This window comes from Pseudomonas fluorescens, from assembly GCF_004683905.1.
Classification (GTDB): Bacteria; Pseudomonadota; Gammaproteobacteria; order Pseudomonadales; family Pseudomonadaceae; genus Aquipseudomonas; species Aquipseudomonas putida_A.
This window is the reverse complement of record NZ_CP038438.1, coordinates 2,930,625-2,953,079: the sequence shown is the minus strand read 5'-3', so window position 1 is coordinate 2,953,079 and position 22,455 is coordinate 2,930,625. Positions and strand designations below refer to the sequence as shown.

Genomic DNA, 22,455 nt, shown 5'->3' with positions numbered 1-22,455 from the left:
AGCCGATGAAGAGTTTTGGCTTCATGACGGCGTAACCATGAGGATCTTTGAAATGTTCCGTCGAATCACTTGGCTGATTCCATTCCTTGCCGTACTGACCTTGAGCGGCTGCATCATTTTCCCCCACGGCGGTTGGCATGATGGCCACCATCGTTATCAGGAAGGCCCCGGTTATTACCATCGATAGAACAGGATCGTTCGCCCGCCGGTGCGCCTGAAATACCGGTCGGGATACCTCACCAGCCTTTTCAATGCCAACCATGCCCGCCCGCCAGCGGGCATTTTTGTTGGCGCGCCTGTGCCTCGCAAATGCCTTTTCGATCAGCCTGCGGGGGTCAGTAAATACGCTGTAAGTATTTGAAATTTCATGTCGCAGCAAAGGATTGGCTGCCGCGACAACTCTGCCTCTAGTCTCTGCGAACTTTTCTCGCTTACTGAAACAGGGATGTTTATGCAGAGAACCTTGATCGTAATGACGCCCGTGCAGATTATCGGATTCTGCCTGGCCATTACCGCTTTTGAACTGCTCACCTATATGGCCAGCGACATGATCATGCCGGCCATGTTGACGGTGACTGGCGAGTTCAACGCCGATACCCGGCATGTAGCCAACGCCTTCAACATGTATCTGATTGGCGGCGTATGCCTGCAATGGCTGATCGGCCCCCTTTCCGACCGTTACGGCCGGCGTCGCTTGCTGTTGCTCGGTTGTGCGCTGTTCGGCCTGGCGTGCAGCGCCGCAGTCATAACGCAGCGCATTGAAGCCTTTAATGCGTTGCGCCTGATCCAGGGCATGGGCCTGGGCTTTGTGGTCGCCGTCAGCTACCCGACCCTGCAGGAAGTGTTCTGCGAGGCCGATGCCGTGCGCCTCATGGCATTACTGGGCAACGTGGCGCTGCTGTCGCCGCTGCTCGGCCCTTTACTCGGCAGCCTGCTGCTGGAATGGCTGAGCTGGCGACAGATGTTTCTGGGGCTGGCGGTAACGAGTGTGGTTGTCTGGCTCGCTCTGTTTGCCTGGATGCCGGAAACGATCGACGTCCTGCGCCGTGACGGCCAGCGACAGGCTCCAGTGGCGTTTTCGCTCAGGCAGATCGGCCTGGGTTACCTCGCGCTGCTGCGCAACCGCCGATTCATCGGCGCCAGTCTGACACTGGGCCTGATGAGCCTGCCGCTGATTGCCTGGATCGGACTGGCGCCGGTGCTGCTCATGCAACGCCTTGAGCTGTCTGCGCTGGTATATGGCCTGTGGCAGATCCCGGTGTTTGCGGCGGTGATCCTCGGTAATTTACTACTGGATCGATTGCTCGTCGGGCACACGCTCGCCCAGGTGATCGGTCTGGCCCTGTGGCCGTTTTGCCTCGGACTGCTGGGGCTGATCGCTGCTGCCCTGAGTTCGGCTGCGCTGCCATTGGCCGTTTGCGCACTGGCCGTGTATGCACTGGGGCTTGGTATGAGCAACGCCGCGCTGTACCGCCTCGCGCTGTTCTCCAGCGATGCGGGCAAGGGGCTGGTCTCGGCCATGATCGGCATGCTGTCGATTGCCGTGATGGGCAGCGGCGGCTCGCTCATCGCCATCATCGGCGGTGGCTCGAACCTGCAATCCTTTTCCCTGCTCGCCGGCCTCGGCGGCCTGCTGTGCCTGCCCCTGCTCTACCGCCTTCTGCGGCACCCGCCGCGCCCACCACACATCAATAAGGATATTCGATGACTCTGTTCCCCCACAGCGATGCGCTTTGCGCATTGCCGCAGCCCTATTGCCAGGAGGCCGTCCCCAAAGGGCTGTTCAATATGGCCATGCGCGAAATCACCCGGTTTCACGCTCACCACACGCCCGGTTATGGCCACTGGTTGAACGCCCATGCAATCGCTGTCGATGACCTGGACGAGCTCGACGACTGGTCGCAATTGCCACCGATTTTCGCCAGTTTCTTCAAGCAACAGATGCTGCTCAGTCCGACGGGCGAAGACGCCCTGGAACTGACTTCCTCCGGCACCAGCGGGCAGAAGAGCCGCATGCGCTACGACGCGCGCAGCCTCGGCGCCGCGCAGTACATGGTCGAACGGATTTTCGCCCAATATGGCTGGATTGCCCCGCATGCCCCGTGCAACTACCTGTTGCTCGGCTATGAGCCGGAGCAGAAAAACACCTTGGGCACATCCTTCACCGATCAATTCCTGTGCGGTTTTGCTCCCGCCAATCGGGTGGTTTACGCCCTGCGTCGCAATGGTGACGGCCACCAGTTTGATCTGTTCGGCGTGATCAGCGCCTTGCAGGCCTTTGCCGAAGAAGGTCTGCCGGTGCGCATCTTCGGCTTTCCCGCCTTTCTCTGGGAAACCCTGCAACGCATGCGCGCCACCGGCGTGGCGGACCTGCAACTGCCGGCCGGATCATTGGCATTTTTCGGCGGCGGCTGGAAAACCCGCGCCGCCGAAGAAGTCCCCAGACAAGCCTTATATGCACGGATCCAGCAACAACTGGGCATCGCTACCCAAGACTGTCGCGACGGTTACGGCGCCGTCGAACACGCGGTGCCTTACGTCGAATGTGCCCACCATCACTTTCATGTACCGGTCTACGCGAAAGTGTATGTACGCAGCCCGGTGGATTTTTCGGTGCTGCCCTATGGCCAGCGCGGCCTGCTGAACCTGGTCTCACCCTACATTTCCTCAAGCCCGGCCCATGCCGTGGTCATGAGCGATCTGGCCACGCTGCATCCGGGCACCCGTTGTGCCTGCGGCCTGACCAGCGACTGGTTCCAGTTGCATGGCCGCGCCGGCACCACGGCCGCGAGGAGCTGTGCCATGGCCGCGTCCGAACTGCTGGGGAGGCACTGATATGTACCTGATCAACGGTCAGTTGCACACCGAGTGCAGCCTCGACAGCGCCTTGCACCAACTTCAGCTGGAGTTGCCACGAAGGCTGCAGATTCCACTGCAAACCAGCACACTGCTTGCCACTGCCCAGGCCTTCGCCGAACGTCTGCAACAAGAAGAAACGGAACTGCCACTGGCTCCCGGTCAGCGCGAGGCACTGATCGATTTCTGCCAGCCTGCCGCCCTGCAAGCCAAGCTGGATCGTGAACTGGGCTTGCGCCCGGAATCTCTGCGCCGTATCGACTATCGACAGTCACGCTTCGAGCGCTGGACTCCGCTGGGCCTGGTGGTGCATATCACTCCGGCCAACGCGCCGCTGCTGGCGTTCTGTGCGGTGATCGAGAGTCTGCTGAGCGGCAACGTCAACTGGCTGCGCCCCAGCAGCAGTGACGCTGGCTTCACCGCGCGCCTGCTTCAGGCGTTGGTTGCATGCGACCCGAGCGGACAACTCAATGGTTACGTGGCGGTGCTGCCGACCCGCACCGAACAGATCGGTCAGTTGTGCAGGCACGCCAACGGTGTCGCGGCGTGGGGTGGTGAAACCGCGCTGCAAGCCATCCGCCAGCAGATCCCGCCAGGCTGTCGCTGGATCGACTGGGGGCACCGCATCAGCTTCGCCTACCTGACCCCGGACGCCGCATCGCCCGCCGTCCTCGATGCGATTGTCGATGAAGTCTGCCGCCTCGATCAGCAAGCCTGCTCCAGCCCGCAATGGTTGTTGGTGGACAGCGACGACGCGCGCGTACTGAACGAAATCGGGGCACAACTGGCCGCCGCGTTCGAGCGCCGTGCTGGTCAATGGCCTGCCCTTGCACCGACGCTTGAAGAGGCTTCGCAAATCACCACCTGCACGACAATGGCCCGGCTGGCCCAGAGTTTTGCCGGGCAGACCGGCCGGGTCTGGAGTGCCCCGGGCTGGCGGGTGATCTGGAGCCATGATCGCCAGCTCGAACCTTCTGCGCTGTTTCGCAGCCTGTTGCTCAAACCAATGCCCCGCGAGCGGCTCAGCGCCACGTTGCTGCCCTGGCGCAACGTGCTGCAGAGCTGCGCCTTGCTGTGCCCCGAGGCGCAGATCGCTGAACTGGCGCAAACGCTGATTGCCGCCGGTGTGACGCGCATTACCCCGATCGAGACTATTCACGATGGCTACGCCGGCGAACCCCACGACGGTGTTTATGCGCTGCAGCGCCTGAGTCGACGCGTATCGGTCAGTCTGCCGACGAACGTGCTGACCGGCCATTCCACGCTTGATCAGCTGCCTGCCCCACCACCACTGACCGGACTGGCGATCATGGACAAGGGACAGTTCGTCCGCCAGCCGCCGGATTCAGCGGCGCAGCTGTTCTTTCGCTCCGGCGGCAGCAGTGGCGCACCCGTGCTTTCCGGCTTCAGTTACCACGACTTCCAGCGCCAGATGCAGGCGGTCGCCGATGGCTTGCTCGCAGCCGGAATGGACCCGGCCCAGGACAGGGTCATGAACCTGTTTTTCAGCGGCGGGCTGTACGGCGGCTTTTCCAGTTTTGCCAAAGTGCTGGAACAACTGCAGGCCCGACACTGGCCGATGGGCGCACCGGCGGACGACGATTACCACGAGATCGCGCAGATGATCGAGGCTCAACGGATCACCGTGCTGATCGGCATGCCCGGCACCCTGCACCGGTTGTTTATCAACGAACAACAAATACTGCGGCGCTATGGTGGCGTCGCCAAGGTCTTTCTCGGTGGCGAACACCTGAGTGAGCAAACCCGCGAGCTCTTGCAAAGTTGCGGCGTCAGCCTGATCCGCTCGGCGATTTACGGCAGCGTTGATGCCGGCCCCCTGGGCCATGCCTGCCGGGCCACGGCAGATGGCGTTTTCCATCTGATGAGCGACATCCAGCACCTGGAAATTGTCGATTTCGAGCATGACGTGCCGGTCGGTGACGGCGAATCCGGTCGTCTGCTGGTGACCTCCCGCGAGCGTCAGGGTCAGTCCGTGCAGCGCTATGACATTGGCGACAGCGGACGCTGGTTACCCGGCCCGTGTGCCTGCGGTCTGACTTCGCCGCGCTTCGAACTGCTGCAACGCCACGGCAACCTGCTGCGCATCGGCACCGATTTCATTTCGCTGGCGATCCTGGAGCAGCACCTTCAGGTGCCGTTTCAACTGGTCCTCGACCACGGCCCTGACGGCCTGGAACGCATGCGCCTGCACTGCCCTCTGGAGCCGGCCGAGGCCCATCGACAGCTGCAGAATTATTCGACGCTGATCACGCTGGTGCAGACCGGTTTGCTCACGCTCGACGTCGAGCAGTGTGCCGTCGAGCAGTTCGCCCGAAACCGGCACAGCGGCAAGACGCCCCTATTGATTGATACGCGCCGCTGACAGCAGCTATCTGCACGCGGCCCATCGCCACTTCATACAAGAAAAAATCATGAACACGATCGTTGAATTGAACAATTTGCTCGGTTACACCCGCCAACATTCGGCCTATTGCCGCGAACACTTCAAAGATGTCGCGGCACCCATCAGCGCTTTGACTGAACTCCCCCTGATCGACCCTGAACAATACTGGCGTGACAGTCAGCATCCGCACCAATGGCCAGTGTTGTCAGGCCCGCTGGAAGACGCGATGGTCTTCAAGACCGGGGGCACCACCGGCTCAGGAAAACTCTCGCTGTTCACCCGCGCAGAATGGCAAACCCTGGTACGCGATTTCGGCAGCCACCTCACGGCGCAACTGAACCCCGGCGACCGGGTCGCCAATCTGTTCTTCGTCGGCGACCTGTATGCCAGCTTCATTTTTCTTCACGACGCGCTGGCCCATGTCCAGACCCCCGTCAGCGAGTTTCCCTTCACCGGGGCCGTCGACAGCGCCGTACTGGCCGAGTCGATCGTTGCGTACCGGATCAATGTGCTGGCCGGTCTGCCGGCGCAAATGCTCAAATTCGCCGCCTGGCTTGAGCGCCAGTCACGGATCCTGGAGGGCGTCGAAACCCTGCTCTACGGCGGCGAGAGCCTGTTCGCCGCCCAGCTGCAAACGCTCCAGCGGGTGTTCCCGAACGCACGCATTGCCTCTATCGGCTACGCCAGTGTCGATGCCGGACTGATCGGCGTCAGCACCCGCGATTGCGCCCTGGGCGAACACCGGATGCTGGAGCGGCACAGCGTGCTGGAGATCATCGATGAGGTGAGCGGTGCCGTCATCGAAGAGTGCAACCGTAACGGCAGGCTGGTCCTGACCAATCTCACCCGGCGCCTGATGCCGGTGATCCGCTATCCGGTCGGCGACCTCGCCTGCTGGCGTGAACCGGCGGGGACGCCGATGCGCAAGTTCGCCCTGATGGGCCGCAGCATGAACAGCCAGCGCGTGCGGGTGAGCGTGTTGAGTCTGGATACCGGTGACATCGGCGAGCTGGTGCGCAAGATCGCCGCCAGCGATGGCTGGCAACTGCTCATCGAACAGCGAGCAAGCAAAGATCTGCTGAGCCTCAAGTGGGTACCCTGCACGCGAACGGCTGACATCAGCCAGGCAAGCTCAACCCTGCGCCGTGCGCTGATCAACCAATACCCGCTGATCGAGAAACTGCAGTCCGATCAATTGCTGGAGCTGAACGTGATCGCCTGTGCGAACGATGAACTGACCTGTCATCCACGCTCCGGCAAACATCAGCGGGTCGTGGATCGACGGCTTTATGACCATCCGCAGCAGGGGCAAGCGTGATGGACACGACAACCATCCGCCGCTATCGCGTCGCCGATGCGCCGGCAGTCAGCCGCCTGTTCGAAGAAATCTACGGCGTTCATTATCCTCAACCCCACGTGTATTTGCCCTGGATGATCAGCCAGAACCACAGTGTCGGTCGCTGGCACTCGCTGGTGGCGGTGGTAAACGAGCATATCTGCGGGCATGCCACGTTGTTTCGCCAATCTGGCCGAACCGCACTGGCGGAGCTGGCACTGACCGTGGTGCACCCGGACACTCGCGGGCAAAACATCGCCACCCAGTTGGGCCAGCAGTTGCTGATTCATGCCCAGGCGCTGGATTGCCGAGGCGTGACGATCAAGCAGGTCACGCATCACCCGTATACGCAGCGCATGGCCGCCGGCCTGGGGTTTCACAGCTGTGGTCTGTTGCCCGATTACGCGCCTTCGCCGTTCGGTGGAACCGGGCGGGAGACGATTGTTGTGGGTCACTGCAGCATCGACGGTCATCGGCGCCCGCTGCCGGCACTCGCCTGGCCGCAGGATTGCCGCGAGCTGATGTCGCGTCTGGAGGCGGTGTTTGGTACCACCGACCATACCGTGCCATGGAAAGGCCCGAAGATCCGCTTCGATCACGTATCCGGGCGCTACGACCTGCTGCTCAAGGCCCTCGATGACAACCTGCTCGAGCAATTGGGACAACTGCCGGCGCACTGGCTGATTTCGATCAGACTCAGACTCGCCCAAGGGTTTTCCAGCGCGCTGCGCAAACTGGCCGATGCCGGTTTCGCTTTCACCGGGATTGTCCCCGATGACCACAGCGACGGCTGGCTGGCCCTGTTTCATCGTGGCTACCAGGCCTCCACGCTGAGCCTGCACTGTCCACATATGCAGCATCTGCAGGATCAGGCGCAGCAGGCCGGCGAAAGGTATCAGGACTAAAAACGAAAACGGCCCACCCAATCAATGGGTGGGCCGTGGGTGACCGGCTCAGGCCTTGGACTTGACGCCTTGATCGACAGGTTTCGCCGCGTTGCCTTCACCGTAGGTTTTCAGGTTCTGCAGCACGTAGATCGCCTTTTTGTATTCGGGGATCAGGTTCTTGCCGTAGGCATTGCCATTGAGGCCATTGTTCTGAATGGCGTCGAGCTGGGTGGCGAAATACTCCAGCGCATTGAATTTTGCATCAGGGTCTTTGGTCACGCCGAAACGGTCGAACTTGTCGCCGGCATTGAGCAATGTAAAGGAGGTGATGTCGGAAATCAGCCCGCGTTCACGCAGAAAAACACTCAGATTGCTCAGTTGCTTGACCGAGACATTCGCCGGATCGAACCCCTTGATGTTCTTGCGCAGGCCCTGCTTGTCCATTTCGGCTGTGTTCAGCGCGTTAGGATTGGTGCCGACCTTGGCGAGCATCTGCTGCACCTTGAGGCTTTGCTTGACCTCCTTCTTCGCGCCTGTATTGCGAACCAGCACCCCTGCCTTGCTCTCCCAGCCGCCGACAATGCCGATCGTCATGAGAAGACTCCCTGTGAAATAACCATGAAATGTCCTTGCTGGACTACTTGAATGCCGGGAAGTATCTACCGGCGAACTGGTGGCACCAACCCTTTTAGTGCAGCCGCTTACAATTTTTGTACATTCTCGATACAAATTGCCAGAAGCTCACGGTGCCGCGGTTTCATGGCAGTTTGACGATTGCTCGCGAAGCTTTTTTTTGCGCTGGCTGACGGGAGGGTCGATCCATTTGTATCGGAGTCGACACGCCCCTTCCGTCAGCCCGACACTTTCTTGCACCAAAGTACTTAAAGCTTCCCCGTTCGCCGACGATACGCTGGTGTGACCCCGCCGTTTTTCCCTCGACCCCACAATAAGAATCGCAGCTCAAGGACCGGTATCCATGCCCGCACTCCGCACCATTCAGGCTCGCTACACGTTATTTCTGGTTCTGTTCATCCTGCTGCTGTCGGTGCTGACCGTGGTCGGTATCAGCCAATTGGTCGCGCCCAAGCTGCGGCATACCGAAGAACAGGTGGTGCTCAACCGGATTGCCGAAGTCGCCGAACAGATTCAGGGCGAACTGAACAAAGTCCAGGCGCAACAGCGCAGCATCACCCAGACCATTCCCCTGCTCGACAGCGCGGCCATCGACACAGTGTTGCCGGGCCTGGTGGATCAATACGGCGAGCTGAAAGTCTTCGGTGGCGGGATCTGGCCACTGCCGGGTCAGCGTGAGGCCGGGCGCAACAAGTTCAGCACGTTCTGGCACCGCGACGCCTCGGGCAAACTGGCGGTGAATACCTTCTGGAACAGCGACGCGGCGCCCAACTATTACGACCAGAGCTGGTACAAGGGCGGCATGCAGACCCCGCGCGGCCAGTGCGCCTGGGCCGCTGCCTATAAAGATGACGCGAGTGCCGAGCCGCGCACCAACTGCGCCATGGCGATCCAGAAAAACGGTGCAGCGTGGGGCGTGTCGACCATTGACGTGACGCTGGGCTTCTTCAACGATCTGGTGGCGCGCAAGGAAAAAGACCTCAACGCCGAAATGCTGATCGTCGAGGCCGACGGCAAGATCATCAGCAACAGCTCGCGCATCAGCGGCCCGATCGTACTGAAGAACATCAGCGAACTGGCCGCCGGTTCGACCTTCGCCAGTCAGGTCAAGGCCGGCCTGCAGAACCGCGATCAGGCGCAACGCGTCGAGTTCGACAACAACGGCGAAGCCAGCACCTTCTTCATGCGCCCGATCGAAGGCACGCCGTGGTTCCTCGCCACTGCCCTGCCAACGAAAATGCTCACCGCCCAGCGTGACGACGTGCTCAGCAGCCTGAGCCTGCTGCAGATTCCGCTGGTGATCCTGCTGGTGCTGTTGCAGGTGTATGCGATCCGCCAACTGGTGTCGCGGATGAAAGCGCTGAAAGCCAACATCGACTTGCTGTCCAGCGGCGATGCCGACCTGACCCGGCGCATCACCATCCGTGCCGAAGACGAACTGGGCGCCATCGGCCACTCGGTCAACACCTTCATTGCCTACCTGCAGAACATGATCGGTGAAGTGACGCAGGCCACCGGCGCCATGGCCTCGAGCCTCGATGACCTGCAGCGTACGTCGGCCAACACCAGCCAGATTCTGCTGCGCCATGCTTCGGAAACCGATCAGACCGTTACCGCCATCACCGAAATGAGCTCGACAGCCGAAAGCGTTGCGCAGAACGCCGCTGAAACCGCAGCGTTCACCCAGCGCGCCAACGAAAACGCCGACCGCTCACGGGTGGTGGTCGGTGAAGCGACCAACAGCGTGGTGGCCTTGATCGACGAAGTGGCCAGCGCCACCCAGAAAGTCGAGAACATGCAGCAGGACGCGCAGCGCATCACCGAGATTCTCGGGGTGATCGGCGCAATCGCCGGGCAGACCAACCTGCTGGCGCTCAACGCCGCCATCGAAGCCGCCCGGGCCGGTGAACAGGGTCGCGGCTTTGCCGTGGTCGCCGACGAAGTCCGCGCCCTCGCCGCTCGCACCCAGGCCAGCACCTCGGAAATCAACGAGATGTTGACCCGCCTGACCCAAGGCGTGAGTTCGTCGGTCAGCGCCATGGAAAACACTCAGGCCAGCTGCCAGTCCGCCGCCGACGCCACGGCGCGGGTCAACTCCGGTCTGGATGAAATGGCCGGTTCGGTCAGCCACATCAACAGCCTCAGCACCCAGATCGCCACCGCTGCCGAACAGCAGAGTGCGGTCACCGAAGAGATCAACCGCAGCATGGTGCAGATCCGCCACATGGTCGAAGAACTGGTGCACAGCGGCCAGGCCAGCGAACTCAACACCCGCCAGTTGCTGGAAGCCAACAACCGGGTGAGCGCGATCATGGGGCGGTTCAAGGTTCGTTGAGCCTGACAGATTTGTAATCTCCCGCTCAGCAGGCTGTCAGGCTTGATCCATGATCATCCTGCCAGCCTGCCTTGTATCAACTTGAAACACTCCGTTGATGCCCGGCAGGATAATCCGGTCAAAATACTTTCCTTTTTGACCGTCATCCTTGTCGAGAGCCCACCATGCGAACATCCCTGCGACTGGCCGCCCTCAGCGCCCTGCTCCTGTCCTCCCTGGCCCAGGCCGCCGAGCTGATCCCGATCGAAGTGCACCGCGACGCCAATTGCGGCTGCTGCAAGAAATGGATCAGCCACCTCGAAGCCAACGGCTTCAAAGTCGAAGACCATGTCGAAAGCGACATGAGCAGCTTCAAGCAGCAACACGGCGTGCCACCGCGCCTGGGCTCGTGCCATACCGCGCTGATCAACGGCAAGTTCGTTGAAGGCCATGTGCCGCCTGAACAGGTGCTGGCCTTGAGCAAGCGTGACGATCTGCTGGGTATCGCCGCGCCGGGCATGCCCATGGGGTCACCGGGCATGGAAATGGACGGCATGAGCGATGCCTATCAAGTGATCGGCCTGAAAAAGGACGGCACGGATGTGGTGGTGGCAGACTACCCGGCCCACTGATGGCTGCCGGTTACGTCGGGCTGTTCGCGGCGGCGTTCGGCGCTGCGACGCTGTTGCCGCTGCAATCCGAAGCGCTGCTGGTCGGGCTGATTGCCAGCGACCGTTACTGGCTCTGGGGCCTGCTGGGCGTAGCGACGCTGGGCAACGTCCTCGGTTCGCTGGTCAACTGGTGGCTGGGGCGCGGCCTCGAACGCTTTCAGGATCGACGCTGGTTCCCCGTCAGCCCCAACCACATGGCCACCGCGCGCAAACACTACGAGCGCTATGGTCACTGGTCGCTGCTACTGAGTTGGCTGCCGGTGATCGGTGATCCGCTGACCCTGATCGCCGGCGTCATGCGCGAGCCGCTCGGGCGCTTTCTGCTGATCGTCACCTTGGCCAAAGGCGCGCGTTACGCCGTGGTGGCGATGATCACCCTCGGCTGGCTCGGTTGAACATTCCGGTCACGATGTTGCCTGTGGTTAACATCGCCCTAATCCGGGCGTTCCAGCATCGGCCGATTTCCATGGAGTTTGCCCTTATGTCCGTCACGCTATCCCGCTGGCTGCCCGGCCTGTTCCTCAGCGCTGCGCTGCCGCTGTTTGCCCACGCTGCAGCGCCCACTGAAACTGCACCCGCCGATGGCCAGACCTATGGCCCGGAGCTGCAAGGTTTCCAATACCCCTACACGCTCAAACACTTTGCCTTTCAGTCCCAGGGTAAATCCCTGCAGATGGGCTACATGGACGTCGCCGCCCACGGCAAGGCCAACGGGCGCACCGTGGTGCTGATGCACGGCAAGAATTTTTGCGCCGCCACCTGGGACAGTTCGATCAAGGCCTTGAGCGAGGCCGGTTACCGGGTCGTCGCGCCGGATCAGATCGGCTTCTGCACCTCCAGCAAACCCGATCACTACCAGTACAGCTTCCAGCAACTGGCGACCAACACCCAACAGTTGCTCAAGGCCTTGGGCATCCAGAAAGCCACCCTGCTCGGCCATTCCACCGGCGGCATGCTCGCCACTCGCTACGCGCTGCTGTTCCCGGATCAGGTCGAACAACTTGCGCTGGTCAACCCGATCGGCCTGGAAGACTGGAAAGCCCTCGGCGTGCCGTACCGCACCGTTGATCAGTGGTATCAGCGCGAACTCAAAGTCACCGCCCAAGGCATTCGCGACTACGAGCGCAACACCTATTATGACGGCCGCTGGAAACCCGAATTCGACCGCTGGGTCGACATGCTCGCCGGCCTGAGCAACGGCCCGGGCAAAACCCAGGTGGCGTGGAACTCGGCGCTGATCTACGACATGATCTTCACCCAGCCGGTGTACTACGAGTTCAAGGACCTGAAGATGCCGACCCTGCTGTTGATCGGCACGGCCGACACCACGGCCATCGGCAAGGATCTCGCGTCCCCCGAGGTCAAGGCGAAAATCGGCCACTATGAGGTGCTCGGCAAGCAGGTCGCCAAGCTGATTCCACAATCGACGCTGGTGGAGTTTCCCGGCATGGGCCACGCGCCGCAGATGGAAGAACCGGCGAAGTTTCACCAGGCCTTGCTCGGCTGGCTGAACAACACCAATCCCGTTCGTTGATGAGGTAAAGCTGATGGCGGTGCAGATTGCAGTGATCGATGACTGGCAGGACGTGGCACGGGACGTGGTCGACTGGTCGGTGCTCGACAGCATCGGCGACGTGACGTTTGTGCATGACTACCCGGCGGACAACGCCACACTGGCCGAGCGACTGGGCCAGTACCAGGTGATCTGCGTGATGCGCGAGCGCACGCGTTTCGATCAGGACCTGCTGCAGCGTCTACCGAACCTCAAGCTGCTGGTCACCGGCGGCATGCGCAACGCGGCGCTGGACATGCAGGCCGCCGCTGGCCTCGGGATCAAGGTCTGCGGCACCGACAGCTACAAACACGCGGCGCCGGAACTGACCTGGGCGCTGATCATGGCCGCTACGCGCAATCTGCTGAACGAAGCCAACTCCCTGCGCGCTGGTGGCTGGCAGCAAGGGCTGGGCGGTGATTTGCACGGCAAGACCCTGGGCATTCTCGGTCTGGGCAGCATCGGCCAGAAGGTCGCGCAATTCGGTCAGGTGTTTGGCATGCGCGTGATTGCCTGGAGCGAAAACCTCACCGCTGAACGCGCTGAAGCAGCCGGGGTGACCTGGGTAAGCAAGCAGCAACTGTTCGAACAGGCCGATGTGCTGTCGGTGCATCTGGTACTCAGCGAGCGCAGCCGCGGGCTGGTCGACGCACAGGCGCTGGACTGGATGAAACCCACCGCGTTGCTGGTCAACACCGCCCGCGGGCCGATCGTCGATGAGGCGGCGCTGATCAAGGCGTTGCAGAAACAGAAGATCGCCGGCGCGGCGCTGGATGTGTTCGATCAGGAGCCGCTGCCTGAACTGCACCCGTTTCGCACATTGGAGAATGTGTTGGCCACGCCACATGTGGGGTATGTAAGCCGACAGAACTATGCGCAGTTCTTTGCGCAGATGATCGAGGATATTCAAGGCTGGGCCGCCGGGAGCCCGCTGCGCCTGTTGAATTGATCACAACTATTCGACTGCGGTGAATTGACTGACGCCTTCGCGAGCAAGCCCGCTCCCACATTGGAAATGTGTCGTACCCGAATCAACTGTGGGAGCGAGCTTGCTCGCGAAGGGGCCTGAATAGACAACACATCAACAAACTGCCCGCACCACAACAGTGCGCCCTGCCTCTCCACTAGCACAAAATCGTGACCAACTAGTCACCGTTTTAGCCCTCTCCCTCAAAAAAACCTGCCCTTCGTCGGTGCGTTCCTGCTTGCACACCACGGATTTCGCTGCCTGCAAACCGATTGTCGAACAATTTACCCGTTTGCTCTCGCCCGCTCTAGGATCTGGCCTAGACTGACTTTCGCGGATTAAAACCGGCCAGTCACAAACCCGAAAAATTGTCGAAACTTTTGCAGATGGCGGCGGGTCATCTGAAAGGCAGGGTCAACGCGACTGGTGCAATCCTTGCAACGGCCCCTTCACCCATTCTGCTTGCACGTGTTGGGTAGCGTTTGCTCACCGATGCGTGGCGCGTTTGCGCCCGGCCACAGGATTTGGCCACAGCTTGTTCGATACAAGAATCAGATCAACGACACGGGAGATTCATATGATCAGTGCGGCATTGGATATTCAGGGAGAGCGTGCTCAGCAGGCGGTTGGTGAATCGAGCACGGTGAGTCTTCCCGGCAGCCGGTCGATCAACGTCCCGGGCACCAAAACGCTGACGCCGGTCGCCAGCCAGAATCCCAACAAGAAGAAAGTATTGTTCGTCACCTCGGAAATCGCCGATCTGGTGAAGACCGGTGGTCTGGGCGACGTCTCCGCCGCCCTGCCCCGCGCCATGGCGCACCTGCACGATGTGCGCGTGTTGATCCCCGGTTACCCGCAGGTGATGCACAGCGAGAACCCGATCCACATCATCGGCGAACTCGGTGGCCATGCCGCGTTGCCTCCGTGCAAGATCGGGCGCATGGACATGCCGGACGGGCTGGTGATCTACGTGCTGATCTGCCCCGAGCTGTATGAGCGTGAAGGCTCGCCGTACGGTGCCAACAACGGCCGCGACTGGCCGGACAACCATATTCGTTTCGCCCGCCTGGGCCTGGCCGCTGCCGACATCGCCGCCAACCTCGCACAAATTCACTGGTGCCCGGATCTGGTGCACGCCCATGACTGGCCCGCCGGTCTGGCCCCTGCCTATATGCACTGGCGCGGGCAGCGCACGCCAACCCTGTTCACCATTCACAACCTCGCCTATCAAGGTGTGACCAGCCTCGGCTCGTGCCCGGAGCTGGGTATTCCGACCCACGCCCTGCAACAGGAAGGCATGGAGTTCTACGGCAAGATGTCGTTCCTCAAGGCCGGCATGGCCTATTCGAGCCACATCACCACGGTCAGCGCCACCTACGCGCAGGAAATCACCACCCCGGATTTCGGCTGCGGTCTCGACGGTTTTCTCGCCGCCAAGACCCAGCAAGGCTTGCTCAGCGGCATCCCCAACGGCATCGATGAGAGCTGGGACGCGGCCACTGATCCACACCTGTTCGCGCCGTTCGCCATCGGCGACTGGGAAGGCAAAGCGATCAATGCCGCCCATGTGCGTGAACTGTTTGGCTTGAACGATTCCAGCGGCCCGCTGTTCGCCGTGGTCTCGCGTCTGGTTTATCAGAAAGGTCTGGACCTGACTGAAGCCGTCTCCGAATACATCGTGCAGAACGGCGGCCAGATCGCAATCATCGGCCGTGGCGAGCCGGAAGAAGAACAGGCCATGCGTGAACTGGCGCTGCGCTTTCCCGGGCAGATCGGCGTGCGCATCGGCTTCAATGAAACCGACGCCCGCCGCATGTTTGCCGGCAGCGATTTCCTGCTGATGCCGTCGCGTTATGAACCCTGCGGCCTGAGCCAGATGTACGCCCAGCGCTTCGGCTCTTTGCCCGTGGCGCGCAATACCGGCGGCCTGGCCGACACCATCGAAAACGGTGTCACCGGTTTCCTCTTCGACGAGTCCACTGTCGAGAGCTACCGCGAAGCCCTGAGCCGCGCGTTCAAGGTATTCGCCTTCCCCGACCTGCTCAACGCCATGCGCTGCAGAGCGATGGCCGCGCCGTTCAACTGGTGCAAAGCGGTCGAACCCTACGCCGAACTCTACGAACAACTGGTCGCCAAGGCGCTGGGTAAAGCCGGCCACAAATAACTCAGGGAGCTTTTCACAATGCCGTTACGGACCCAAGAAAACTGGCCCCACGGCGCGATCATGCAGGACGCCGAACACACTCAGTTTGCGCTGTGGGCACCGGATGCGTTTTACGTCAGTGTCGAACTTGAAGACGGCCAGTCCTTGCCGATGTTACCGCAGGCCGATGGCTGGTTCGTGATCAAGACCCGGTGCCCGGCGGGCACCCGCTACCGCTTCAACATCGATGGTGAACTGGAGGTGCCCGACCCGGCCTCCCGCGCCCAGGACGGCGACCTTGACCGCCACAGTGTGGTGGTCGATCCGCTGGCCTATGACTGGCGCCACACCACCTGGCACGGCCGGCCTTGGAGCGAAGCGGTGATCTACGAGCTGCACGTCGGCGCGCTCGGCGGCTTTGCCGAAGTCGAGCAGCATCTGGCGCGTCTGGTCGAGCTGGGCATCACCGCCATCGAACTGATGCCCCTGGCGCAGTTTCCCGGCACGCGCAACTGGGGTTATGACGGCGTGCTGCCATTCGCCCCGCAAGCCTCCTATGGCACCCCGGAACAACTCAAACACCTGATTGACAGCGCCCACGGCCATGGTCTGGCGGTGATTCTCGACGTGGTCTACAACCACTTCGGCCCTGACGGCAATTACCTCGGGCGCTACGCCAAAGGTTTTTTCCGCGAAGACAAGCACACGCCCTGGGGCGCGGCGATCGACTTCCGCCGCCGTGAGGTGCGGGACTTCTTCATTGAAAACGCGCTGATGTGGGTGCTCGAATACCGCTTCGACGGGCTGCGTCTGGACGCGGTGCACGCGATCGAAAGCCCGGATTTCCTGCCCGAACTGGCGCAGCGTATTCGTCAGCAGATCGATCCAAGCCGCCACGTCTGGCTGACCGTCGAAAACGAGCTCAACCAGTCGAGCCTGCTCGAAGAGGATTACGACGCGCAGTGGAACGACGACGGCCACAACGCCCTGCACGTGCTGCTGACCGGCGAAACCGACGCCTACTACGCTGACTATGCGCTGCAACCCACCGAGCAACTGGTGCGGTGTTTGAGTCAGGGCTTCGTGTTTCAGGGCCACATCACCCGCCACGGCGAACCGCGCGGCGAGCCCAGCGAACACCTGCCCTCGACCGCTTTCATCCTGTTCCTGCAGAACCACGACCAGATCGGCAACCGCGCCTTCGGCGAACGTCTGCATCAACTGGCCGATCCACGCGCCGTGCAGGCCGCCACCGTGCTGTTGCTGCTGTCACCGATGATTCCGCTGATGTTCATGGGCGATGAGTACGCGGCCGAGCAGCCGTTCCTGTTTTTCACCAGCCATCACGGTGAACTGGCGGATCTGGTGCGCGAAGGTCGGCGCAATGAATTCGCCGGGTTCAGCGCCTTCGCCGATCCGCACAAACGCGAAAAAATTCCCGATCCGAATGCCGACCAGACCTTCCACGCCTCGCAGCCTCGCCTGGTCGGCAGCGGCAGCGCAAAACAGCAGGAAACCCTCGCGCTGTACCGGCAACTGCTGCAATTGCGCCACCGCTACATCATTCCCAATCTGTCCGGCACCCAGGCGCTTGGGGCGCACATGCTCGGCTTCGGTGCGGTCAGTGCACGCTGGCGCCTGGGCGATGGCAGTGAGCTGCGAATTGACCTGAACCTCAGCGATACGCCAGTGGTCAACCCTGCACAGACCGACGCCGTGTGGCTGTTTCAACAGCCCCCCGCCGTTGCCCTGTCGGAACCGGGCGTACTGCCCGCGTATTGCGCGCTTGTCAGCCTCACGGCCGCAACCCCCTTGCAACCTCTGGATGGAGAGCGCCTATGAGCGATGCGCAACTGGAAATACTCGCAAGCCGCGCCGGCCTCGCCGTCGACTGGATCGACGCCAACGGCCGCCCGCAGAAAGTCGCCCCGGCGGTGCTGCGCAATGTTCTCACCGGCCTGGGTCATCCAGCCAATACCGCGCAGGAAATCGACGCCAGCCTGCTGCAACTGCAACAGGTGCAACAGGATCGCCACCTGCCGCCGCTGTTGACCGCAGATGTCGGAATCAGCGTTGATCTGGCCCGCTATTTCGAGCCTGAAACCCCTTGCGAAATCCACCTTGAAGACGGTTCACGCCTTAACCTCAAACTCGATGCCGAAGCCAGACTGCCGGGGTTGATCCCGGTCGGCTATCAACAGGTGCACATCGCCGATCAATATTTCACTCTGGCCGTGGCCCCCGAGCGCTGCTTCAGCGTCGGCGATGCGGTAGACAACCCGATCCCTCGCGTCTGGGGGTTGAGCGCGCAGTTGTACAGTCTGCGCCGCCCCGGCGATTGCGGCTTTGGCGACACTCAAGCGCTGGAAGAACTGGTGCGGGTGGCCGGCGAGCGCGGTGCCGATGCGCTGGCAATCAGTCCGCTGCATGCGATGTTCAGCGCCGACACCGGGCGCTACAGCCCGTATTCGCCGTCCAGCCGCCTGTTTCTCAACGCCTTGTATGCCGCACCGGGCGCCATCCTTGGCGAACGCGCCCTGCGTGATGCGATCGACGCCAGCGGTCTGGCCGAGCAATTCCGGCAACTGGAAGACTTGAAGCTGATCGACTGGCCCACCGCCGCCGACGCCAAACAGAAATTGCTGCAAGCCTTGTACGACGGTTTCGTCGCGGGCGAGCACCCGTTGCATCCGGACTTCGCCAGTTTCCGCCATGCCGGTGGCGAAGCCCTGGAAAACCACTGCCGTTTCGAAGCCATTCAGGAAATGCGCGCCGCCCGTGGCGAAAGCCTCGACTGGCGCGAATGGCCGGCACACTGGCATGACCCGCGCGGCGCCGCCCTCGAAGCCTTTGCCGAGGAATACGCCGAACGCATCAGTTACTTCGCCTTTTGCCAGTGGTTGATCCACCGCTGCCTGGAGCGCGCGCAAACGGCTGCGCGCAGCGCCGGCATGGGCATCGGCCTGATCGCTGACCTTGCGGTCGGTGCCGACGGCGCCGGGAGCCAGGCCTGGAGTTTTCAGGACGAACTGCTCGCCTCGCTCACCGTGGGTGCGCCGCCAGACATTCTCAATCGCTCCGGTCAGGGTTGGGGGATTTCCGCGTTTTCCCCCGAAGGTCTGATCCGCAACGGCTTTCGTGCGTTCATCGACATGCTGCGCGCCAACTTCGCCCACGCTGGCGGGCTGCGCATCGACCATGTCATGGGCCTGCAACGCCTGTGGGTGATCCCCAATGGCGCGGCCCCGGCCGATGGCGCTTATCTGTATTACCCGTTTGACGATCTGCTGCGCCTGCTGACCCTTGAGTCCCATCGACATCAGGCGATCGTCCTCGGCGAAGACCTCGGCACCGTGCCCGACGGTCTGCGGGAAAAACTCAGTGCGCGGGCGATTCTTGGCATGCGCGTGCTGCTGTTCGAACAGGACAACACGTATTTCAAACCGATCCTCGACTGGCCGGACAACGCGCTGGCGACCACCAGCACCCACGATCTGCCGACGCTCAACGGTTGGTGGCATGGCCGCGATATCGACTGGAATGCGCGTCTGGAATTTGTCGACGCCAACGGTGAAATCGAATGGCGCCGCCATCGCCAGCGCGAGCGCGAAGGCCTGCGCGGGGCCTTGAGTCAGGACCCGCAAAACTTTCGCGAAGAGTCCCACGAAGCCGATCAAGTGGTCGATGCCAGCGTGCGTTTCCTCGGCCACACCCGTGCACCGCTGGTGTTGCTGCCGCTGGAAGATGCGCTGGGCATCGACGAGCAGGCCAACCTGCCGGGCACCATCGACAGCCACCCGAACTGGTCGCGACGCCTGCCCGGCAACAGCGAAGCCTTGCTTGATGGCGCCGATGCCGCGCGCCGCCTGGAACTGCTGGCCTGCGCCCGCCTGCAAGCTGCCGAGCGTGACCAATGAACCAGACCCTTATCCAACCCCTGCGTGCCACCCTGCGCCTGCAATTTCACAAGGGTTTCACTTTGGAACAGGCGGTGCCGCTGGTGCCGTACTTTGCCCGCCTCGGCATCAGCCACATTTATGCCTCACCGCTGCTCGCGGCCCGCGCCGGCTCGATGCACGGCTACGACGTGGTCGACCCGACGCAAGTCAATCCGGAACTCGGCGGCGAACCGGCGCTGCGGCGTCTGGTCAGCACCCTGCGCGAACACGGCATGGGCTTGATCCTCGACATCGTCTCCAACCACATGGCCGTCGGCGGCGGTGACAACCCGTGGTGGCTCGATCTGCTGGAGTGGGGCCGACTGAGCCCTTACGGCGAGTTCTTCGACATCCAGTGGCACTCGCCGGACCCGTTGATGGAAGGCCAATTGTTGCTGCCGTTTCTCGGCAGCGATTACGGCGTCGCGCTGCAGGAAGGCACGCTGAAACTGCGCTTCGATGCGCAGCAAGGTCGCTTCCACGTCGAGCATTACGAGCACCACTTCCCGATCTGCCCGAATGACTACGGCGAGTTGCTCAAACCGCTCGAAGCGCTGAAATCCCTGGCCGATCGTTTCAGCACCCTCAGCTACCAGACCGACGCGCATGCGCTGGCGATGCCGCTCAAGGCTGAACTGAAAGAGCTGGCAAGCGATCCGCAGATTCTCGCCGCGATCGAGGAAAGTCTCGCGCATTACGACTCCACGACAGCAGAAGGCTTCGACAAGCTGCATCAGTTGCTCGAACGCCAGAGCTACCGTCTCGCCAGTTGGCGCACCGCAGCAGACGACATCAACTGGCGGCGCTTTTTCGACATCAACGAGCTCGGTGGCCTGCGTGTCGAACGCCCGGCGGTATTCGAAGCGACTCACGGCAAGATTTTCCAGTTGATCGCCGAAGGCCTGGTCGACGGCTTGCGCATCGACCACATCGACGGTCTCGCTGACCCGCGTGGCTATTGCCGCAAACTGCGGCGGCGCCTCGACTTGCTTGCGCCGGATCGGCACTTGCCGATCTATGTCGAGAAGATTCTCGGTGCCGGCGAAACCCTGCGTACCGATTGGGCGGTGGATGGCAGCACCGGTTACGAGTTCATGAATCAGCTGTCGTTGCTGCAACACGACCCCGATGGCGAACATGTACTCGGCGACCTCTGGCAGCGACGCACCGAGCGTCCGGCGGCGTTCATCGAAGAAGCGCAACTGGCACGCCAGCAGATCCTCAACGGCTCGCTGGCCAGCGATTTTGAAAGCGTCGCCCAGGCGCTGCTGCAAGTGGCCCGCGATGACCTGATGACCCGTGACCTGACCCTCGGCGCGATCCGCCGGGTGTTGCAGGCGCTGATCGTGCATTTCCCGGTGTATCGCACTTACATCAATGCGCTGGGGCGCGCGGCGCAGGATGAACAGTTTTTCCAGCAGGCCATGGACGGTGCCCGCCAGACCTTGGGCGAAGGCGACTGGCCGGTGCTCGATTGTGTGGCGGCCTGGCTCGGTGGCACTCCATGGCGGCACAAGCCGCGCGGGCGCTCGCGCAAGATCCTCAAGCACGCCTGCGTGCGTTTCCAGCAACTGACGTCGCCGGCAGCGGCCAAAGCCGTGGAAGACACCGCGCTGTATCGCTCGGCGGTGCTGCTGTCGCGCAATGACGTCGGCTACAACACCGAGCAGTTCAGCGCACCGGTCAGCGACTTCCATGCGGTCAATCAGCAACGCCTGGACGCGTTCCCCGACAACTTGCTGGCCACTGCCACCCACGACCACAAACGTGGCGAAGACACCCGTGCACGACTGGCAGTGCTCAGCGAACGCAGCCACTGGTATGCCGAGCAGGTGGAGTTGTGGCGCGCCCTCGCCCGGCCGTTGCGCGACGATGATCAAGTGCCGTCGTCCGGTGATGAACTGATCCTGTATCAGGCGTTGCTCGGCAGTTGGCCGCTGCAACTGAGCGATGACGATCAGGCGGGTTTCAAAGACTACGCCGAGCGCATCTGGCAGTGGCAACAGAAAGCCCTGCGCGAAGCCAAGTTGCAAAGCAGCTGGAGCGCGCCGAACGAGGCCTACGAAAACGCTGCGCAGACGTTCACCCAACGCCTGCTCACCGGTGCAGAAGGCGAGCTGCTGCGCGCCGCGCTGAGCAAGACCGTCAACAGCATCGCGGCAGCCGGCGCCCTTAACAGTCTGGCGCAAACCTTGCTGCGCATGACCGTGCCGGGGGTACCGGATCTGTATCAAGGCAACGAGTTCTGGGACTTCAGCCTGGTCGATCCGGACAACCGCCGGCCGGTGGATTACGCCGCGCGCGCGCAAGCTCTGGACGGACGCGCGCCGCTCCCGGAGCTGCTGGCGAACTGGCGTGACGGGCGCATCAAGCAAGCGTTGATCGCCCAGGTGTTGAACCTGCGCGCCGAACACGCCGAGCTGTTTCGCCGGGGCACGTATCAGGCCCTGGAGGTGCTGGGCGAGCAGGCGCACAACGTGCTCGCATTCGCGCGTGAGCACGAGGGCCGCTACGCCATCGTGATCGTGCCGATCCGCTGCGCGACGTTGCTGGAAAACAGTGCCGAGCCACAGGTGGATGCGCTGCGCTGGGGCGATACACGGGTGGTTTTACCGTTCGCCGCCTCTGACACAAACCTGAAGGGACTTTTTCACAGCAGCGCAGTCACAAAAAACAGGGAGCTGAACGTCAGCGCCGCGCTGGGGGATTTCCCGGTCAATCTGTTTACCCAACTCTTTACGTAACGACGAGTTC

General features: G+C 62.0%; 15 protein-coding genes and 2 pseudogenes. 16 read left to right on the top strand and 1 reads right to left on the bottom strand.

Annotated elements, in window-relative coordinates; translation table 11 throughout:
• The first annotated feature begins 52 nt into the window (after positions 1-52).
• From E4T63_RS28820 to E4T63_RS13415, 6 genes are all read left to right on the top strand, one after another.
• The gene (locus E4T63_RS28820; RefSeq protein ID WP_280818744.1) at positions 53-187 is read left to right on the top strand and encodes a hypothetical protein; all 135 of its coding nucleotides are present in this window, start codon (positions 53-55) and stop codon (positions 185-187) included.
• Between the two features lie 264 nt (positions 188-451).
• Entirely contained in the window at positions 452-1,708 is a 1,257-nt protein-coding gene (locus E4T63_RS13435; protein ID WP_135295726.1) for an MFS transporter, read from the top strand.
• Positions 1,705-2,835: an acyl-protein synthase gene (locus E4T63_RS13430; RefSeq protein WP_135295725.1), complete on the top strand. Its 1,131-nt coding sequence runs from the start codon at positions 1,705-1,707 to the stop codon at positions 2,833-2,835. Before E4T63_RS13435 ends, E4T63_RS13430 begins: the two co-directional genes overlap by 4 nt.
• Before the next feature lies 1 nt (position 2,836).
• The gene (locus tag E4T63_RS13425) at positions 2,837-5,239 is read left to right on the top strand and encodes an aldehyde dehydrogenase family protein (RefSeq protein WP_135295724.1); all 2,403 of its coding nucleotides are present in this window, start codon (positions 2,837-2,839) and stop codon (positions 5,237-5,239) included.
• Between the two features lie 49 nt (positions 5,240-5,288).
• Positions 5,289-6,578 carry a phenylacetate--CoA ligase family protein gene (locus tag E4T63_RS13420; protein ID WP_135295723.1) on the top strand — a complete coding sequence of 430 codons (1,290 nt, stop codon included), beginning with the start codon at positions 5,289-5,291 and terminating at the stop codon, positions 6,576-6,578.
• A complete protein-coding gene (locus E4T63_RS13415) occupies positions 6,578-7,501 on the top strand; it encodes a GNAT family N-acetyltransferase (protein ID WP_098963938.1) in 924 nt (307 codons plus the stop codon). Before E4T63_RS13420 ends, E4T63_RS13415 begins: the two co-directional genes overlap by 1 nt.
• A gap of 48 nt (positions 7,502-7,549) precedes the next feature.
• On the opposite strand, the gene E4T63_RS13410 is transcribed toward E4T63_RS13415, so the two are convergent.
• On the bottom strand, positions 7,550-8,077 hold the full coding sequence (locus E4T63_RS13410) for a hypothetical protein (RefSeq protein ID WP_098963937.1): 528 nt from the start codon (positions 8,075-8,077) through the stop codon (positions 7,550-7,552).
• 382 nt (positions 8,078-8,459) lie between these two features.
• Here E4T63_RS13410 and E4T63_RS28950 point away from each other — a divergent pair.
• The 10 genes and pseudogenes from E4T63_RS28950 to E4T63_RS13365 all read left to right on the top strand — a co-directional run.
• Positions 8,460-9,542 (top strand): annotated as a pseudogene (locus E4T63_RS28950) (cache domain-containing protein); the annotation flags it as partial.
• 381 nt (positions 9,543-9,923) lie between these two features.
• A pseudogene (locus E4T63_RS28945) lies at positions 9,924-10,451 on the top strand (methyl-accepting chemotaxis protein); the annotation flags it as partial.
• 164 nt (positions 10,452-10,615) lie between these two features.
• Entirely contained in the window at positions 10,616-11,062 is a 447-nt protein-coding gene (locus tag E4T63_RS13400) for a DUF411 domain-containing protein (RefSeq protein ID WP_135295721.1), read from the top strand.
• Positions 11,062-11,496, top strand: a complete 435-nt coding sequence (locus E4T63_RS13395; protein ID WP_135295720.1) for a YqaA family protein — start codon at positions 11,062-11,064, stop codon at positions 11,494-11,496. The genes E4T63_RS13400 and E4T63_RS13395 overlap by 1 nt, the downstream gene beginning before the upstream one ends.
• An 86-nt stretch (positions 11,497-11,582) precedes the next feature.
• Positions 11,583-12,635 carry an alpha/beta fold hydrolase gene (locus tag E4T63_RS13390; protein ID WP_135295719.1) on the top strand — a complete coding sequence of 351 codons (1,053 nt, stop codon included), beginning with the start codon at positions 11,583-11,585 and terminating at the stop codon, positions 12,633-12,635.
• A gap of 13 nt (positions 12,636-12,648) precedes the next feature.
• Positions 12,649-13,602, top strand: coding sequence for a D-2-hydroxyacid dehydrogenase family protein (locus tag E4T63_RS13385; RefSeq protein WP_135295718.1), 954 nt, complete (start codon positions 12,649-12,651; stop codon positions 13,600-13,602).
• Positions 13,603-14,197: 595 nt separating this feature from the next.
• A complete protein-coding gene (gene glgA / locus E4T63_RS13380; RefSeq protein WP_027612038.1) occupies positions 14,198-15,784 on the top strand; it encodes a glycogen synthase GlgA in 1,587 nt (528 codons plus the stop codon).
• 18 nt (positions 15,785-15,802) lie between these two features.
• Complete coding sequence (gene treZ / locus E4T63_RS13375; RefSeq protein ID WP_135295717.1) at positions 15,803-17,605, top strand: malto-oligosyltrehalose trehalohydrolase; 1,803 nt, start codon at positions 15,803-15,805, stop codon at positions 17,603-17,605.
• On the top strand, positions 17,602-19,680 hold the full coding sequence (malQ, locus tag E4T63_RS13370) for a 4-alpha-glucanotransferase (RefSeq protein ID WP_135295716.1): 2,079 nt from the start codon (positions 17,602-17,604) through the stop codon (positions 19,678-19,680). Before treZ ends, malQ begins: the two co-directional genes overlap by 4 nt.
• Positions 19,677-22,445, top strand: a complete 2,769-nt coding sequence (locus E4T63_RS13365) for a malto-oligosyltrehalose synthase (RefSeq protein WP_135295715.1) — start codon at positions 19,677-19,679, stop codon at positions 22,443-22,445. Before malQ ends, E4T63_RS13365 begins: the two co-directional genes overlap by 4 nt.
• Positions 22,446-22,455 lie beyond the last annotated feature (10 nt).